Genomic DNA, 18471 nt, shown 5'->3' on the forward strand with positions numbered 1-18471 from the left:
CTTAAAGGAAGTGCCATGACCCAGCCTGTTGCTGACCAATACGAATCCTTGGCCGGAAAAAAAGGCATTATTATTGGCATTGCCAACCAGCACTCCATTGCCTACGGCTGCGCAAAGGCATTTAAGCAGCGTGGAGCCGAGCTGGCGATTACCTATATCAACGAGAAAGGCCGCCCCTTTGTAGCGCCTTTAGCCGAGGAACTAGAAGCCTCGCTCTTTATGCCGCTAGACGTGCTGCAAGCGGGACAAATGGAAGCGGTATTTGCAGAAATCCGCCAAAAATGGGGACGTTTAGACTTTGCCATCCACTCCATCGCCTTTGCCCCTAAAGATGCCCTGCATGGCCGAGTGGTAGATGTTACGGAAGAAGACTTTCATACTGCCATGAGCGTCTCCTGCTACTCCTTTATCGAAATGGCCCGCCTTGCAGAACCCTTAATGGATCAAGGCGGCACGCTATTTGCCATGAGCTATTACGGCGCAGAAAAGGTCATTAAAAATTACAATATCATGGGGCCAGTAAAAGCCGCACTAGAGTCAGTCTGCCGCTATGCCGCCGCCGAGCTTGGCCCTAAGGGCATCCGCGTGCACGCTATTTCCCCCGGGCCGCTTAAAACCCGCGCGGCATCTGGAATTGCAGAGTTTGATGAGCTGCTCGATAAAGCCGCTGCCGAAGCGCCAAGCCGCTCATTAGTGAGTATCGAAGACGTGGGTGCGGCCTGCGCAGGCCTGGCCACAGACAGCGCCAAGCTGATTACCGGCGGCACGATTTATATTGATGGCGGCTTTCATATTATGGGTTGATTCAATCTGCCCTGTTTCACGTGAAACGGCTTTGCTATGTAGCAAAGCCGTTTTTGTAAACACAAGCTCTTTATATTTACATCACATACAGCGTCACACGCACGTGATTAACGGCCCATTTCTTTTAAATACTCACTGCGTGCAGCAATCGCAGTATCAGAAAAATCACTGAATACGCCATCTAAACCCAATCGGTAGAAGGCTTTGTATTCGGCTTTTGGGTCATTTTTAAAATCTGCTGGAATACGGCGTTTTTCATTGCGGAAGGTATAAGCGTGCACAAACAAGCCCGCCTTATGCGCGTCGCTAATCAAAGTCGTTGGAGCCATACTGGTGGCATCGGCGTAATTTATTTTTCCATCACCGTTTAAATCCAGCTGCTTGCCATCTGCGCCAAAAGTACCTTTAACTGGAATAATATAAGGCTTCCATGGGCCAATTCCATCGGCGTAAGTTTTAATTTCTGCAAGACCCGCCGGAGTGACCATTTCACTAAAGAAACGGTTGGTCTGCCCAGCCAAAGTCCAATCGTAAGGACGATCAGACGGCAATGCGTAAGTTAACTTACCGGTTTTCATATCCACATCATCGGCATCAATCAGCTGAATCAGTTTGGTATTCAAACCTTTAGACTTCATGTATTTAAGACTGCTTGGTTCAAAGCTTTGCACAAATACCGGCGCTGTTTTGCTATTCCAGCCCGCCTTATTCAGAATTTCAATCAGCTTATCTTCAAGAGGCAACCCCAAGGCTCGATGGTAACTCGGGTTTTTGGTTTCAATATAAACGGCAACAGTGCGTGTAGCGTTTGATTTTGCCTTGGCCAAATCAATAATTTCTTGGAAAGTAACGATTTTATATTTACCGTTAAACTCTTGTGGCCTCTCTGCGTCAGTGGAAATACCGCCCAAAGTTTTAATTTCTTTTAATGTGAAATCACTCGCAAACCAACCTGTCTGCTCTTCACCATCCACTAATCTAGTCTTTTTACGATCGGCAAATTCAGGGTGTGTAGCCACATCAGTACTGGTGCCAAGGTTTGGATCATGGCGAGCAATCAATTCACCATCCTTAGTGGAAATTAAATCAGGCTCAATTGCATCTGCACCCAATTCAATCGCTTTAACATAAGCCTCGTAGGTTTCTTCTGGCAAATAACCCGAAGCACCACGATGAGCTACAACCAAAGGCTGCTGACCATCTAACGTTAATAACGCAGGCTTTGCTGCCTCTACAGTATCACCACCACAAGCGCTCAGCGCTAATGCAATACTACAAACTAAGATTGAAGGCTTAAACATGGCATTTGGTCTGCATAAAATATAAAACCCCTATTTTAGAAAAAACACATTACCCAAACAAGTCATCCACATGATATCTAGATGAATTTCAGCACGCATGCGCTTTATAATACCTGCAATCATTTAGTCACATGCAAAGAGCACGCTGCTTATCTTAATCAATTAATATCGTGGCTATGGTCACAAATTTGGGTGCAAGCTATAGATCAAATCACACTGGAATAATTTGTGCATATTTATTTTTGCTAGGCTTACCCGGCCAGCAAATTGATTCGGCACAAATCAAGCAATAGCCAACCACACCTCAAGACACCAAATCAGCCATAATTTTTATGGCTGCATTTCAATCTATCTAATACCGCCGCAGAGAAATGGCAAAGTACCAACTTAACCCTAGGGTCTGTTGACGTTTGTTTCTCGCCTGCGCTGGGCCAGAAAACGGCTATGCACAAGGCATGCGACGAAGGCAATAACGGGTTATTGTCGAGGAGCATAACGCAGTGAATGGCCATTTTCCGGATCAGCCCTTCGGGTTTAGCCCATTTTTGGGGCTGCACGGCGTTAAAAACCGCTGATGGTACTCGTACTATGTCGCAATTTTTTCCTTGTTCAGCCTCAAAACTGGGCCAAACGCGCACGATATTCTAGATTTTCGGCAATCTACTGAGGAATTTGCTTCCGTTTTTAGCGATATCTCAGCGCTGATAGAGCGCATCAAGCTCATATAGAGGAATTAACCGCAAAAATAAACGAACAAACCAATCGCAGTATTTATGTCCCTACCGTGGCTACCGTCTTGGCCTTACCCGTGAATATCATTACCTAATTTATGGGTATGAATGGGGGGGATTCCGCTGATGCAACACCCTCATGGCTTCTAGATTATTCTGGGATTTATCTTTGTTTTTCTGGCGCTCGCTGCGGCTTGAGCATTTCGAAAAAGAGCTTAAGCCATCAGAATCCACCGGTTAATGAAGGCAGATTGTGCTCGTCAATCAAAGGGGGCAAGACCTCCAGCGTTGTACTGATACGGGCGCTGGTGTACACCCCTTTAGCCGCTTGCTGGGCTTCGATCACCGTATTACCAGCGCCTACCAAAGTCACTTCGCCGGTATTTTCTTCAACCGTAGCGACTTCAGAATGGCTGCTGGTATAGCGCAGCGGGCCATGGCTATTGCTTTGGGGCGGGTTAATTATAAATGGCTCATCGCCCAATATTTTGTTACTCAATACAAAATCAGTCAGCGTTGCCGCCGGTAAAACAGCCCGCTGCTGAGGGCTAAATTCGATATCTACCGCGTTTAATCCAGCCAACTGATTAAGCGATAAAGCCGCCAGCTGAGCAGGGCTAAGCCTCAGCAACAGCGATGGTGTTAACCCAGCTAATTGCTCGCTACTAAGCGTGGGTAGCGAGGAAAACGCTGCCAGCTGCACCGGCAACAAAGCGGCGAGATGTAATGGCTTAAGCACCCGCAGTTGCTCAGCATTAAACAGCGCTAGTTCGTTGGCGGGCATACGGGAAAACTGCTGAGGGGACATATTTTGTACGCCGGTTGGCGTCGGAAAATTTAATCGTCTGGCCGAAACCAGCTCGATCGCCCCACCCAACTCAGGCTTTGCTTTTTTCAATACCACTTCAATTTGCAATACCGCGCCATCACTTTGCTGCACGTCAAAAATATAGGTGCCGCCTTGCCTAAAATTCCTTAGCATCAGCCTTAAAGCGCCATCATGTATTCGCCACAAAACATTATCAGATGAATTAGCCAACAGCACAGTCGCGGTTTGTAGGGAAATAACCGCTTCAATCGGCAGCAGCAAACGAAACTGAATAAACTGACGGTTACTTGCATCAAGATATAAACCAGATTTATCCCCAGACTTGGCGGAATAACTTTGCTCAGGCGCGGCCAGTGTCGGCAAATGGCCAGGTCGTTTAGTCAGCTCTTTGAGTACAGACGGCAAGGGCTTGGTTTCCAAGCCATACTGCATGCACGAGGTGTTTTTTACGCTACTGCCGCTCAGAGGAATGACATAACGCAGTACAACGCTGCCATTTTCTTGCTCAAGCGCACGGCTGGCATTTAGGCTCCATTCATCTTTTGCAATCCCAACATTAAACAAATGGCTGTTTTCACCGCCATGATAAGCGCCGGTTAAACGCAGGCAATTGGTAAAATATTGGCTGTATTGCACTAAAGTGCTGCGCGCTCTTTCACCAAAATGCATGCCCTTAAGCTCTTTTTCACGCTGATAAGCTAAGCCCAAATCAAGCTTGCCATTACGATTAGGCGAGAGGCTTAGATTGTAAATAGCCCCCTGCCGCTTACCAGTTGCCATTCGGGAATCAAAATACATTCCACCTGTATTTTCTGCAGCGAGGTGCTCATTCTCTAACCTTGGATCTGCGGCATAGATCGTAACCCCTAGCTCAGAAAAAAAGCTGCCATGATGACCACCTTTTTTAAGGCTTAGTAGATAATTATTCTGCTGCATTCCTAGTGAGCTAGCAGCCGTGTCCAATTCATTTTTTGCCTGCTGCTGCCCAGCAGACAGCCGCAGGCGTAAATGATCCGGCGCACTAAATAGCCCCGTCAACAAAGCATTTTGAAAACGCTCGCTCACTTCCAAGTTTGCCCCAAGCGCGAAGTAATCACTGAGGGCAAAGCCAGCATCAAAATAAAACGCCGTTTCATTACTTGCCGAATAATCTACCGAAGCAATCAATTGCTCCGTTGCCGTCTCAAACCCCAAACTCGCCCCATCGTACGCCCAGTTAATTTTCCCCAGTGCCCTATCCTGCGATTCTGGTAAATCAGGCAATGCCCCATAAGCAGCGGGTAATAGCGTGCTGCTGAATAAGCTCAGGGCAATAATTTTTTTAAGAATGAGGGATAAATCCACGAGCGCCTAAGCCAATGCTTCAAGATAGGTACAACATAAGCATTCCGCGCTGGGTTGTCATGGTAAAAGTGCACGAGAGCCACAAACGTCCGGCTCTGCCAAGCTTCCCTCACGCCATCTGCAGTTTCCCCATGCCCCGTGTTTCAGCGGTTTTTATTGGCTCAGCCATCAAGCACTTAACAACCCTCGCAGGATTTCCAGTAACAACACAAAACGCCGGTACATCTTGGCTAACCACCGCCTGTGTGCCCACCACCGCGCCCTCTCCAATAGTGACGCCTTTCAGAATGGTTGCTCCAGCGCCTATCCACGCACCATTGCCAATCCGCACTGGGGCAGAGCGAATTCGACTTGCCTCGCCCGCTTGGCCACGGCCCAATAAGGGGTGACCACTGCTATCCATAATGGTGACCATAGGGCCAAAAATAACGTCATTACCGATCTCTACTTTTTGGTAAGCCAGAATCGCCACCCCCTGCAGCACGACCCGATCACCAATGCGAATCTGTCCCACCGGCCCGTCATTAATTTGCACCGTGCTCAGCTTAACTGGCTGATTATGAAACGCGGGGAGATGCCCAGATTCGATATAACACTGGCTGCCAATGCTGATGCTGCCAGCAAACAATGCGGCATCTATTTCGCTTTCAATCAGGCCCGCATCTAATAACTCCACGTCGATAACACGGGTATAAGCAAGCCTAGGGGTGCCAGAAAAAAAGCTACTTAAGCCTATATTGACCCCATGCTCCAGCAAGCGTTTGGGCACATTCTGTGCAGGGCTTCCGGCCAGCTCTGGATCAATAAGATAGATATTCTGATATTGGCAAGGCATATCATGCCCCTTCTGTTTCAAGGGCTAAGGCCCGCTTAGATTTTTGCACCGTGTGATCACGGTGTATTTTAATGACTTTATTTAATGAATATTTAGCGTCGTTTAAGTCTTTACCGTAAAAGCTAGTCGACCATAATTGATATTTCTTATGGATTCGAATGGCAGCGATTTCTGATTGTATCTTTTGATCGTCCACTTCTTTTTTATGCGGCCAATGAAAAGACACCGCGTCTTTTTCCATAACAAACTGATTATTATTCAGGTGTAAACGCACACCTAAATCAACGTCTTCACCACCCCAGCTATTGAATGACTCATCAAATAAGCCCGCTTTTAATAGCTGCTCCCGCTCGGCCGAGGCGTGGCAAGTCCAGAAAATATCAAAGGGAGCTGGCCAGTTGCTGATGTTTTCACCCAGCTCATCGTACTGCAGCTGCCGTACATCGTGAGCCCCCATCTCTGCCAAACGGAGGATAGTGGCGTCTGGCGTATGAGAATCTATTTGCGCAGACATCTCAGCCAGCAAGCTGTTATCCACCTCAAAGCCATAAACATAACCAATAATCACCACCGGAAACTCTGATTGGCTATGCACATTGGCATGCACTTCTAAAGTTTTACTGCCTAGCAAAACGCCGGTATCAATAAAGACGATGTATTTTCCTTCCGCAATAGACACCCCAATATTGCGTGCCTTACCCGCCCGAAAACCTTTATCTTCCTGCCAAAAATATTTGATATTAAGCCGCTCAGCAAACGATTGAACCAGCTGCTCACTAGTGTCTGTGCTGCCATCATCCACAACAATCACCTCAAACAGCTGCTTATCCAGCGTTTGTAGTACCAAAGATTCTAAGGTATAGCGCAAAAGATCAGCTCGATTGTAAGTGGGGATCACAACACTGATCTGCAAATTAGACATAGTACTTCCTTTGACTTTTATTAATCGAAATCCAGCCTGAGTAGTTACTCAATCAAGCGCTAGCATGTCGCTTATCTGGTGAACGCATCCAGATGCAACGCGGCATCCTGCTTTCACTAAATAGAATTTAACTCTCATATTTATTATTAATAATTAAACTTTAAGTAAGATTAAAAACGGAAAGCACTTTATATTGCTTTCGTGTAGCTGTAAATAGAATGATAATGTAGTTTTATAACGTAATATATTGTGATAATTTATGTACTTACTACATTAATCACCAAAGGGGGCAAGCCAGTGCAAGCAAACCAAGCCCAGCATTACACGCAGCAGGTTTGACAGATCAAGAAATAGTGTCTGAAAGCAAGAGAATTAGAGTGTGGCGCGAATACATCAATACGCAGGGACAAAGTGAGGAGAGCTTGAGACGACAGCAAAGCCAATGAATCAAATTAGACTTTGCTATCGAGAACCTGGGCCAAAAGTTTAATCAAAAAATCTTTCATTGCCAGCACGCGCTGACTGGCTTTTAAATCACGGTGGTAAACCAGCCACAGCTCACGTGACGGAACCACCGTAGGGGCATCTAGCTTAACCAACATGTTATCAATATCACCAACATATTCAGGCAAAAGCGTAATCCCAAGCCCACACCTCACCGCAACATACTGAGTATGCAGCGTATTACCTTTAATTAAAGGAACTCGGTTTTGCGTGATTTGCTTTAGCCATTTCACCATTGGCAAATAAGCCCAACAATCGCTTAATTCAATAATTGCTAGCGTTTTCCATGGGTCTTGCTCAGCGCTTAGATCAGCTAGCAAAGACTTCTGGCAGTACGGTGCAAAATGCACATAACCCACAAAATGCGTAATGTAATCTTGGTTATTATCCACCACAATTGAATCGCCATAACGCAATGCCACATCAGCCTCACGCCGCGCCAGATTAGCAGGCAGGGCACCCACTAATAATTCAACCTGCATTTTGGGATATAAGGCCAGAAACTCTGGCATATGCGGCATGATTAAATAGCTAGCCAGCGATTCAGCTGCAGCAAGGCGAATTAAACCGCTGACTTCATCTACCGACTGCAATTGATCGCCATTTCTTTCTACGGTGAGCATGGCGTTTTCAACTTCAGTGACCCGCATCAAAATGCTCGTACCCTGATCCGTTAACAGATAGCCGGTTTGCTGGCGTAAAAACAGCTTAACCCCCAAGCGGTTTTCCAAAGCTGAAATATGGCGCGATACAGTTGATGCGCTCCCCCCCAGCTTTAACGCAGCCGCGCTTAAGCCACCTTCCCGCGCCACCGCCAGAAAATACTTTAAATCGTTCCAATCCAAATCGGTATTTTTCATTTTTAGAAAACTGTTTTCCATTCACTGCTAAATACATAGCAAGGATCAACAACAATAATGACGGCAATTTTCAGCCAAAGCAGTACACACCATGCCACATTTACTGACTTATATAAAACTGACCCTGACGGTTTTCTTCTGGGGTGCAGTATTTCATCTTGGTAAATATACGGTGCAATTTATCTCGCCCATGGTCATTGGCAGTTGGAGATTTATATTGGCAGGGCTGATGCTGTTTGTCTTTGTTTCATTACGCGAGAAATGGGATATAAACGCATTACGCTCCAATTTCCGCCCATTGTTAGCGATGTCCGTCATTGGAATTATGGGGGTTAATTTCTCATTATTTTATGGCTTAAAACTAACCTCCGCGATCAATGCTGGGCTGATTATGGCACTTAGCCCCATCCTTACAGCCGTACTCACCGCTTTCTTTCAAAAAGAATCTCTCCTGCGCCAACAATTGCTCGCTATGTTGCTGAGTTTTATTGGAGTAGTGATTGTAATCAGCGGTGGCTCACTGCAGGCGATTCTTGATTTGCATTTTGCACTGGGAGATGCCCTCGTTTTTATTGCTAGCTTAAGCTGGGCTTTATATTCGGCGATTCCAAAACGATTTGTCCACGGTGTTTCACCACTGCATACTACAACCGTTACCATTATGGCTGGCGCGGCGTTAATGACGGCATTTGCAGCCAGCATTAGTAACGATTTTTATACTATGCCAGATTGGAATGTCGCACTCGCCATTGGCATAATGGCATTCTTTTGCACCGCACTGGCTTTTGTTTGGTGGAACGAAGGCTTGCGTAAAATTGGCCCGGCCCAAGGTGCTATTTTTATGAATCTTGCACCTATTTTTGCCACGCTGATTTCTATTGCGCTTGGCCAGTCCCCCAGCCTGCCACAGTTTATTGGCATGATTTTAATCATCAGCGGCGTTGTTTATAACTCACGCAAACCAGCTGCAGTAAGCACACCAAAATTGTTTGTCCGTGCCAGCACCGCTTAATTCATCGACTGGCTCAGCCTTGCTTGCAAACGCGGCACCACAAACTGAATAAAAGCTTCGTATTTTTTCGGCATCGGCTGCCGATAAGGCAACACCAAAAAATACGGTTTAGGCGTGGCCAACCATTCAGGCAGCACACTCTGTATTAGCCCTTGGCGCAAATAAGGCGCAGCCACAATATTATCCAAAAGGCCCACGCCGTAACCCGCTTCCAACATTAAAAAGGGCGCGGCAAGCAGCGCCCCTACGTGATATTACGCCGTGAAAAACCGCTCCTGCATCTCGTCCAGCCCCAGCTCTGCCAATACCGCCGCTAAGCGCTCTGCCGGTTTGCGGCGCGGTAGGTCTTTATACTGGGCAATAATCAGCTCATTTTTCATCGAATGCTCCCAACCAACAAGTTCGGTTACAGTCACCTGATAGCCGTGCGCTTCTAGCTGTAAACAGCGCAATACATTGGTGATTTGGCTACCAAATTCACGGGTATGAATAGGATGGCGCCATATTTCTGAAAGCGGGTTCTTTAGAGCTTGTGATTTATTTTTACGCAGTACTGTCGCCACTTCTGCCTGACAGCAAGGCACCAGCACCATAAATTTGGCGTTTTTCTTTAGTGCAAAAGCGATTGCATCATCAGTGGCGGTATTACAGGCGTGCAGCGCAGTGACTACATCAATGGTGTCTGGCAAAAGATCAGAATCTGTCGATTCGGCCACCGATAAATTCAAGAAAGACATGCCGGGAAAGTTAAGCCTCTGAGCTAGCTCTTGTGATTTTTTAACCAGCTCATCACGGGTTTCAATGCCATAAATATGACCGGAGCTTGGCTTATCTTTGAAGAATAAATCGTAAAGAATAAAGCCCAGATAAGACTTACCCGCGCCGTGGTCAACCAGCGTGACTTCGGGGTGTTCCGCCTGCACTTCTTTTAATAGCGGTTCAATAAACTGATAGAGGTGATAAACCTGCTTGAGTTTGCGGCGGCTATCTTGATTCAGTTTGCCGTCGCGGGTCAGGATATGCAGTTCTTTAAGCAGCTCGACCGACTGGCCGGGCTTGATTTCGTGATGTTCTGTCATAGTACGTCCAATGGCTGAGCTTGCAGCAAGGCGCAATTCTACCCGCTACTTAGCAATCCAGACGGCCAAAATAATGCCCATTCCATTATTTAATACAAATTCTAGCCGCTGCATATCTCATCCCCTACCCTAATTCCAACAATATAAAACAGCGAATGAAAGCAACCGCTCAGTAAAGAGTGCCAGCAACTAGTATATATATGTGCTAAAAATAATACGCGTGTAAGTTAGTTACTAATACCACTAATTAATCCTTACATAAGTGAACAAGCTTACATATGCTGAACTGTCTAATCGCGCAGCCTTCAGAGGCAGACTCTATGGAAAATCACCATTTTTACCGTTCATTAAACTCAAGGGAACAAAGATGAGATCACTACCGTTTATTCGCCCTACCGCCATAGCCCTGATGTTGGCCTGCTCGCTTAGCTACGCTTCCGATGATCACGGCGGCACCGTTAAGCCTGAGCCCTATGCCGTTGGTAAAACCATGAGCAAGGCGATACAAGCCAGCATCACGCCCGATTCAGCCATAGAGATTTTAAAAGCAGGTAATCAGCGTTTTGTGGGTGGTAAATGGATCAAACGTAATTATAAAAAACAAGTAATGCAAACCGCCTTAGGCCAATACCCCTTTGCCAGTATTGTTGCCTGCATCGATTCGCGCTCTGGGTCGGAAGTGGTGTTTGATCAAGGAATTGGTGATTTATTTACCGCTCGTGTTGCTGGCAACATCATCAACCCCGATATTTTAGGTAGCTTGGAATATGCAGCTAAAGTCGCTGGATCAAAAATTATTGTGGTCATGGGGCATAGCCAGTGCGGCGCTATTAAAGGCGCTTGCGATGGCGTGCACATGGGAAATCTCACGGCCTTACTCGAAAAAATCAAACCTGCCGTGGACGCAACCAAGACTGAAGGCGAGCGTAGCTCTAAAAATCATGAGTTTGTACAAGATGTAGCACATGAAAATGTGGAGCAAAGCATTAAAAAAATCCGTGAAATGAGCCCGATTCTCAAGGAAATGGAAGAGAAAGGGGAAATCAAAATTGTCGGCGCAATGTATGACGTAAGTACAGGTAAAGTAAGCTGGTAACCTGTGTTACAGTGTTTTATTTAAATAAGTAAAAAATAGAGGGGAGGCCATTTTGGGACTCCCCGCTTTATTCAGCCTCTCAACTCTACGTCAGAGTCATACTCTCCCCCACCGTTCAGAAGCAGCATTTACATATCCTTATGAAAAACAAGCAATTTTTTGATTGAGCCGCTGTAAATCTGCGACAATGCGCGATTAGTATTGCTCATCAAAGCCATGAATCCCGCTCCTACTGCCATTTCTACCTTGCCCGCAGGTGTTTTCCCCCGCAAACCCGCTCCCTTCCTGCCTATGAGCCGTGCCGAAATGGACGTACTTGGCTGGGACGAGTGCGACATTATTCTGGTCACGGGTGACGCCTATATCGATCACCCCAGCTTTGGGATGGCCTTGATTGGCCGCCTGCTAGAAGCCCAAGGGCTGCGGATCGGGATTATTTGTCAGCCTGACTGGTTATCTGCGGATGAATTTAAAACGCTGGGTAAGCCTAGGCTATTTTTTGGCGTAACTGCGGGCAATATGGATTCGATGATTAACCGCTACACCGCCGATAAAAAGCCACGTTCCGACGATGCTTATACCGCGGGTGGTATGGGCGGCAAGCGGCCCGACCGCGCAGTTACCGTTTATTCGCAACGCTGCCGTGAGGCTTATCCGGGCGTGCAGATTATGATTGGCGGGATTGAAGCGAGCTTGCGCCGGATTGCTCAGTACGATTACTGGAGCGATAAAGTACGCCAATCGGCACTGATTTATTCCAAGGCCGACATTCTCTTATTCGGCAACGCCGAACGCGCCTTGGTTGAAGTGGCCCAGCGCTCTGCTGCGGGCGAAAAACTCAAAGATATGCGTGATATTCGCGGCACTGCTTTTATGACGCCGCAAGGCTGGTTGCCCGAAGGCTGGGCGGAGTTGGATTCCACCACGGTAGATACCCCCGGCCGTATAGACCGTCATATCAGCCCCTATGAAATGCTGCCGGAAAAGTCTGAAAAAGATATCACTCCAGTGAGCGACACCAAGGCGATTCGCCTGATCAGCAAGGCCGAGCGCATCGCCGCCAAGCAGGCCGATCGCCAGCACACGGTAATCCGTATCCCCGCCTATGAAGCGGTGGCTTTTGATCCCGTGCTATACGCTCACGCCAGCCGCACCCTGCATTTGGAATCCAACCCCGGCAATGCGCGGGCATTGGTGCAGCAGCATGGCTCTCGCGATGTATGGATTAACCCGCCGCCAATCCCGCTGAGCACGCCAGAGATGGACTATATCTTTGGCCAGTATTACGCCCGCAATCCGCACCCAAGCTACGGTAAAGCGCATATTCCGGCTTGGGAAATGATCCGCTTCTCGATCAATATCATGCGCGGCTGTTTTGGCGGCTGTACTTTCTGCTCGATTACCGAGCACGAAGGCCGGATTATCCAAAGCCGCTCGGAAGAATCCATCCTGCAAGAAATCGTCGATATCCGCGATAAAACGACGGGATTTAAAGGCCATATTTCTGATCTGGGCGGCCCAACGGCGAATATGTACCGCCTGTCGTGCAAAGACCCCAAAATCGAATCATCCTGTAGACGCTTAAGCTGCGTGTATCCGGGCATTTGCGAAAACCTAAACACCGATCATGCGCCGCTGATTCAGCTGTATAAAAAAGCCCGCAAGATTGATGGCGTCAAGCGCATCACCATTGGTTCGGGCGTGCGTTACGATATTGCGGTGGAATCGCCTGAGTATGTTAAAGAGCTGGCCACTCACCATGTATCAGGCTATTTAAAAATCGCACCAGAGCACACTGAAGAAGGGCCTTTATCTAAGATGATGAAGCCCGGCATTGGCACATTTGAGCGCTTTCGCGAGATGTTTGATTACTACTCAGAGCAAGCGGGTAAAAAACAGAGCCTGATTCCCTACTTTATTGCAGCCCACCCCGGCACCAGTGATGAAGACATGCTCAATCTTGCACTGTGGCTAAAGAAAAACGACTTCCAGCCCGATCAGGTACAGGCCTTTACGCCTACGCCAATGGCGATGGCAACCACCATGTGGCACACCCGCCGCAATCCTTTAAGAAAGCTGGCTAGAAGCTCAGAGAAAGTCGATGTGATCCGCGATGGACATCGCCGCAAGGTTCATAAAGCCTTCTTGCGCTATCACGATTCAGATAACTGGCCTATCCTGCGCGAAGCACTGATCGCTATGGGGCGAAGCGACCTGATCGGCAATACGCCTAAGCATCTGATCCCCGCGCAGCAACCCGGCGAGAAGTTTGTACACGAAAAAAACAATGTTGTAGTACGGCGCACGGATAAACCTAAGGGCAAAAAAGCCTTCGGCAAAAGTCGTGATGCGGCGGCTCAGAACACTAAAAAACGCTGAAAGGTAGGGTGGGCACGAGTGCCCACCCTATAATAAACGAGAGAATCATGAATTTAGAAGACCGCATTACCGAGCTAGAAATCAAACTGGCACTGCAAGATGAGCTATTAGAAAGCTTAAACAAGATAGTCGCTACCCAGCAGCAGCAGATGGATCAAGTCGTTAATGAATTACGCTGGTTGCAGCAGCAGGAGCCGAGCGGCTCTACACAAAAATCTTTATTTGACGAAGTACCTCCACACTATTAATCCATTCAGCGTGAGCCTAGAGAATGTGCCCACGCTTAGAACATCAAAATCAAAGCTTAAGGTATTGGGCTAAAAGCTCGCCAAAGAGCACGCTAAAGCCATCCCAAAAAATCTGTATACCAATGCAGAGCAAAATAAAAGCCGATAAACGCAGAAAGATAATCGAGCCGGTAGTGCCTAAGAGCTTTAATAAACGCTCGGCGTGACGGTAACAAAGATAAAGCGAGTAAGACGTAATCGCCACAGCAGTTAAACTTGCCAAAGGCATAGAAAACTTCTGCAATCCAGGGCCGTTAAAACCCGCGCCCAAAGCAATGGCCACCGTAATCGCACCTGGCCCAACAGTAATAGGGAAGGTAAGCGGATAAAAAGCACGCTGACGCAGCTCTTCGTTGCTAGGGCGGTTTTGATTTATCTCCACCATTTCTTCTGTCTTGTACACCTCATCGCTAGCCGACATCAGCCGCCAACCTGCAGTGGCCACTAAGAGCCCCCCGCCGACTCGTACAATGGGCAGTGACACGCCAAAAAACTCTAAGACATAACTGCCAATAAACATACTGACCAACAGCAATACAAAACTATAAATACCAACACGCCGCGCCAAAATCGTTCTTTCTTCCGAGTTGTAATTCGCCGTCATACTTAGGAAAATCGGCGCATGTCCTGGCGGGTTTAAAATAGGCATTAAAGCGCCAAAAACCAAAAGCATATTGCCAAAGAACAAAGTTAAGGTTTGCAACATTTGATTTAAACCTTACTAAAAGGGCGTGAGAAAACAGGTATTTTAAACTAAGCGATTTAACTAAAAATCTGATGTTACGCAGTCCGCAGGTTTTGCAGTTCCGCCAAGGCCTGCTGGGTTGCTTTGATATAGAGCTTGGCGCGTAGCGCAAAGTGGTTGGCTTTGTGCTTGATCTTTAAACTTTCTAGTTTGAATACCGCGTAAATCGACATGAAAACATGGTTGTTTTGCGTCATGACTCGCCGCGTCGGTGACTTCGCCAGTGACGCATTCGACTTCAACGATTTGTGAAACTCTTCAACTTTCCACCGTTTCTTGTAGATCGTCGCAACTTGCTCGCCGTTTAACGCCAAGTCGCTGCACACCAAATTCAGTAAGCCCGTGCTGCCATCTTTGTTTGTAAAAATTCGGCGTACCAAAAGCACTTCCTGATCGAAGCCTTTTAGCCAGCCGTGCACCGCTTGTTGATCAAGTAATTCCAGCGAACTAATGTGGACAAAACGACCTTTTTTCTTATCTTCTAAACTCAGCGCCACCAAACGATTGTTTTTCAGCGCCGAGATAAAATGCTTCTTTTTCTGCCGGATAAACTCAAAATTCTCTTTGGCAGAGAACCAGCTATCCGTTAAAACATACTTGAATTTCAATTGGTTATTGACGCAGGTTTGAATGATCGCCCGCATTTGTTCATTTTTAGTGATCTCACTGGCGCGCTTCACACTTTGGGTTGCAACATCACAAAATTGGATCGGTTTCTTCACCAATTCAAACGCCACAGGGATGGATACATCTTGGCTGTAATAAAGGGCATTGAGCAGATTAATTCCTTTTACCGATCGACCAGAACAATGGTCAAAGTGCCAGCAAATCAGGTCATTTTCGTCGGTGTAGGCTTTTTCTTGAATGGTGTCATCAAAGATTAAGCAGGCATCCTCACGTTCAATTTGACGAACGGATTTTTTAACGTTCAGCCATAAATCTTGCGATGTGTATTCGCGCGCAGATAAAAAACGGGTCACTTGATCGTGACTTACTTCTTGATCCAGCGCGTCGGCCAGTCCTGTCGCAGTTGCTTTGCCGCAAGTTGCAATAAGGAAATCGGTATAAAGTTCAAGTTCTTTAAGTTTCATGTTGTAAGGTTAACGGATTCGGGCTTTGGGTGCGTAACATCAGTAAAAATGAAAAAATCCTTAACACTAATCACACAAATAATCAGTACGGCCCAACAACAATACATAAAATGTAACGCTACATGGATATCCATAAAAAAGCATTATTCAAAATAGACTATTGTTTTAATTGATTATATTTTTAAATAAAGCATAAACCGGCACAGCCTGCTTGGACGAATGCAAACCCTGTATATCATGCGTTATTAATTTCACGACTTAGGCTCAGATAGTAGGCAAAACTGAATAACATAAAACAGCTCTTGCTCTGGGTAAATCTCTTGAATCAAGGCTTTTAGTTCAGGTAATGCCATATTTTCTTGTGCAGCATGTAACGGGCTTAGATCTGCTAATTTAGTCTCCGTAACCGACAGAACCTCTAGACGGCAAAACCAACGCCCCTCTTCTAATGTACTCACATCTAAAACATCGCCAGCGTGCAAATGGGCTTCAGAGGTATCGCGAATCGTAATGGTTTTGCGCTCGGCCAAAATATCATCTACAAAACGCGTAAAGAAAGTCATCTTTTTCATGGAGTACAACTCTTTTTAAATCAGCCAACACTGCTCGCCACAGACTATGCTGAGCATTAACACTGCCGACTATGGTTAGTAAAATGATGATAAAGCTGCACTCTGGCATTCGCTTTCGGCTAGCTGTGATTTTTTTGGCATGTTTTACCATGATGGCGACGCTTGGCGCGTATCTGCTGCAACGAAACCTACACAGCAACTTTCTTGAAATTGAGCAAGATTCCGCCATTGAAGACGTCACTAGGGTGATTTACGGCCTAAACAACGAACTACGCTATGTAAAAATTATCATCTCAGACTGGGGAAACTGGAATGAGCTGTATCAATACTCCCTTGATAAACGCCCTGATTTTTACACTGAGAATCTTGGCGAACAGCAACTAAAAACAGCGTCGCTTAGCGTAGTACAAATCACTGGGCGGCAGAATGAAATCATTAGTTATGAACAACAAGGCCTAAGCCCCAAGGAAACTTCTGCATTTTTTTCAGCGCAAAAAAACCGCGCCGAGCTCGCCACTCTCATGCAGCAGCCAGAAAAACGAGTCTGTGGTTTTTTGAAAACAGTCGCGGGTCTAGTATCTACTTGCTGGCGAGCCATCTTACACTCTGATGGGAGTGGGCCAGCCAGCGGAATCCTGATGATGGGTAGGCTGATAGAGGCTCAGCATTTACAATTAATGCGCGATGGATCACAACTGCCTTTTTCTATAGTAGCCCCATCACCTAACACCCAGATTCACTGGCAACTTAAAAACGTACCCGATGACTTTATCGGCCATGAAGTAAGCGTACAGTTTTCAGACAAAACACTGACGCTTCACTACCCCCTATACGATACCAACCAAAATCATATCTATGATATTCAGCTGATTATCCACAGAAAAATACTGTCAGAGGGGCAAGGGATCATTCAAAATATCTCTATCCAGCTTGTTAGCATCGCCATGCTGTGTTGCGCAATCTTGATTATTTATCTGCACTACACACTGGTTCAGCCATTAAAAACACTACAAAAAACACTCGCACACGTTAGAGCAGAGCACAGCTGGTCTACTATTATCAAACAAGGTAGCGATGATGAAATAGGCCAGCTTGGGCAAGAAATTAATGGCCTACTACAAGTCATTAACAATCAAGTTGTACACCTAGAAAATCTTTCTTTAACTGATAGCCTCTGCGATCTAGCAAACCGACGCTCTTTTGATTTGCAGCTACGCCAAGAGCTTAATCGTTGCAAACGTCTAAAACACCCCTTGGCGCTGCTTATTCTTGATATTGATTTCTTCAAGCAATATAACGATCACTACGGCCACCCAGCGGGTGATCTGGCTCTGAAAACCGTTTCCAATACACTCAAAAGCGTGTTTTTACGGCTCACTGATTTACCCGCTAGAATTGGTGGTGAAGAATTTGCCGTCCTCATGCCCAATACCGACGAAGTAGGAGCCCTACAAATTACCCGCACGCTACAAGCCAGCATAGAACGCCGTGCCATTCCTCACGAAGCCTCTAAAGTCAGCAATATACTGACCGTCAGCATAGGGCTGGTGATCTACAAGCCACAACAATCGCAAACGGCTGAAGAGCTTATTGAGCAAGCAGACCAGCTGCTTTACCAAGCAAAAAAAGCAGGCCGTAACCAAATCTGCATGCACATAAAAAATGCCGACATATAAACCAATGAATAGTTTTTTTACTAATTAATCATGTACTTAAAATAAAAATAAACCAGTATGCCCTGTAGATATTTACACATAAATGTACCTTTACTACATATATTCACATGTATAATAAGTAGCATTACTACACATACATGAGAAATATCATGATGAATTTACTAAGCAGCCTATACAATTTATTCTTCTGTGCATCAAATAATATTGCAATCCATAGCCGCGTAAATCGGATTGCAACGGTAGATGGCTCAGAAAAAATTGATGGCTTAGTAATGAAGATCGAAGGCAATAGTGCGCGAGTTTGCTGGAGTAAGGGCGAGAAAACACAGGAAAACATTGGCAATTTAGTGGCCATTGTTGATTAATGAACAAGGCACTGCATGCCATGCCGTATATTCTGCTCA

General features: G+C 46.3%; 17 protein-coding genes. 7 read left to right on the plus strand and 10 right to left on the minus strand.

Features of this window, described 5'->3' with window-relative positions; all coding sequences use genetic code 11:
• The first annotated feature begins 15 nt into the window (after positions 1 to 15).
• Entirely contained in the window at positions 16 to 804 is a 789-nt protein-coding gene (gene fabI, locus C1H71_RS07710) for an enoyl-ACP reductase FabI (RefSeq protein ID WP_130106028.1), read from the plus strand.
• A 107-nt stretch (positions 805 to 911) separates the two neighbouring features.
• Here the strand turns inward: fabI and C1H71_RS07715 are convergent, their stop codons facing one another.
• The 5 genes from C1H71_RS07715 to C1H71_RS07735 all read right to left on the minus strand — a co-directional run bounded on the left by C1H71_RS07715 (position 912) and on the right by C1H71_RS07735 (position 8151).
• Entirely contained in the window at positions 912 to 2105 is a 1194-nt protein-coding gene (locus tag C1H71_RS07715) for a glycerophosphodiester phosphodiesterase (RefSeq protein WP_130106029.1), read from the minus strand.
• Between the two features lie 954 nt (positions 2106 to 3059).
• The gene (locus C1H71_RS07720; protein ID WP_130106030.1) at positions 3060 to 5009 is read right to left on the minus strand and encodes a hypothetical protein; all 1950 of its coding nucleotides are present in this window, start codon (positions 5007 to 5009) and stop codon (positions 3060 to 3062) included.
• 109 nt (positions 5010 to 5118) lie between these two features.
• Positions 5119 to 5844, minus strand: coding sequence for an acyltransferase (locus tag C1H71_RS21790; protein ID WP_130106031.1), 726 nt, complete (start codon positions 5842 to 5844; stop codon positions 5119 to 5121).
• A 1-nt stretch (position 5845) separates the two neighbouring features.
• The gene (locus C1H71_RS07730) at positions 5846 to 6766 is read right to left on the minus strand and encodes a glycosyltransferase (RefSeq protein ID WP_130106032.1); all 921 of its coding nucleotides are present in this window, start codon (positions 6764 to 6766) and stop codon (positions 5846 to 5848) included.
• Between the two features lie 452 nt (positions 6767 to 7218).
• On the minus strand, positions 7219 to 8151 hold the full coding sequence (locus C1H71_RS07735) for a LysR family transcriptional regulator (RefSeq protein WP_130106033.1): 933 nt from the start codon (positions 8149 to 8151) through the stop codon (positions 7219 to 7221).
• A gap of 70 nt (positions 8152 to 8221) precedes the next feature.
• Here C1H71_RS07735 and C1H71_RS07740 point away from each other — a divergent pair, with 70 nt between their 5' ends.
• Entirely contained in the window at positions 8222 to 9142 is a 921-nt protein-coding gene (locus tag C1H71_RS07740) for a DMT family transporter (RefSeq protein WP_130106034.1), read from the plus strand.
• Here the strand turns inward: C1H71_RS07740 and C1H71_RS07745 are convergent.
• Positions 9139 to 9360: a LysR substrate-binding domain-containing protein gene (locus C1H71_RS07745; protein ID WP_130106035.1), complete on the minus strand. Its 222-nt coding sequence runs from the start codon at positions 9358 to 9360 to the stop codon at positions 9139 to 9141. The genes C1H71_RS07740 and C1H71_RS07745 overlap by 4 nt on opposite strands.
• A 36-nt stretch (positions 9361 to 9396) precedes the next feature.
• Positions 9397 to 10221, minus strand: coding sequence for a class I SAM-dependent methyltransferase (locus C1H71_RS07750; RefSeq protein WP_130106036.1), 825 nt, complete (start codon positions 10219 to 10221; stop codon positions 9397 to 9399).
• Between the two features lie 367 nt (positions 10222 to 10588).
• On the opposite strand from C1H71_RS07750, the gene C1H71_RS07755 reads away from it, so the two are divergent.
• From C1H71_RS07755 to C1H71_RS07765, 3 genes are all read left to right on the plus strand, one after another.
• Complete coding sequence (locus C1H71_RS07755; RefSeq protein ID WP_223146012.1) at positions 10589 to 11317, plus strand: carbonic anhydrase family protein; 729 nt, start codon at positions 10589 to 10591, stop codon at positions 11315 to 11317.
• Positions 11318 to 11533: 216 nt separating this feature from the next.
• Positions 11534 to 13696: a YgiQ family radical SAM protein gene (locus C1H71_RS07760; RefSeq protein WP_130106037.1), complete on the plus strand. Its 2163-nt coding sequence runs from the start codon at positions 11534 to 11536 to the stop codon at positions 13694 to 13696.
• Between the two features lie 47 nt (positions 13697 to 13743).
• Positions 13744 to 13944: a SlyX family protein gene (locus C1H71_RS07765; protein WP_130106038.1), complete on the plus strand. Its 201-nt coding sequence runs from the start codon at positions 13744 to 13746 to the stop codon at positions 13942 to 13944.
• Between the two features lie 49 nt (positions 13945 to 13993).
• On the opposite strand, the gene C1H71_RS07770 is transcribed toward C1H71_RS07765, so the two are convergent.
• From C1H71_RS07770 to yqfB, 3 genes are all read right to left on the minus strand, one after another.
• A complete protein-coding gene (locus C1H71_RS07770) occupies positions 13994 to 14689 on the minus strand; it encodes a MarC family protein (RefSeq protein ID WP_130106039.1) in 696 nt (231 codons plus the stop codon).
• Positions 14690 to 14763: 74 nt separating this feature from the next.
• Positions 14764 to 15819: an IS701 family transposase gene (locus tag C1H71_RS07775; RefSeq protein WP_130106040.1), complete on the minus strand. Its 1056-nt coding sequence runs from the start codon at positions 15817 to 15819 to the stop codon at positions 14764 to 14766.
• 251 nt (positions 15820 to 16070) lie between these two features.
• A complete protein-coding gene (gene yqfB, locus C1H71_RS07780; RefSeq protein ID WP_130106041.1) occupies positions 16071 to 16391 on the minus strand; it encodes a N(4)-acetylcytidine aminohydrolase in 321 nt (106 codons plus the stop codon).
• Between the two features lie 83 nt (positions 16392 to 16474).
• Here yqfB and C1H71_RS07785 point away from each other — a divergent pair, with 83 nt between their 5' ends.
• Both C1H71_RS07785 and C1H71_RS07790 read left to right on the plus strand, forming a co-directional pair.
• Positions 16475 to 18067, plus strand: a complete 1593-nt coding sequence (locus C1H71_RS07785) for a sensor domain-containing diguanylate cyclase (RefSeq protein ID WP_188053661.1) — start codon at positions 16475 to 16477, stop codon at positions 18065 to 18067.
• Between the two features lie 149 nt (positions 18068 to 18216).
• On the plus strand, positions 18217 to 18432 hold the full coding sequence (locus C1H71_RS07790; protein ID WP_130106043.1) for a hypothetical protein: 216 nt from the start codon (positions 18217 to 18219) through the stop codon (positions 18430 to 18432).
• Positions 18433 to 18471: the final 39 nt, after the last annotated feature.

The sequence above is a fragment of the Iodobacter fluviatilis genome (assembly GCF_004194535.1).
GTDB classification, from domain to species: Bacteria; Pseudomonadota; Gammaproteobacteria; order Burkholderiales; family Chitinibacteraceae; genus Iodobacter; species Iodobacter fluviatilis_A.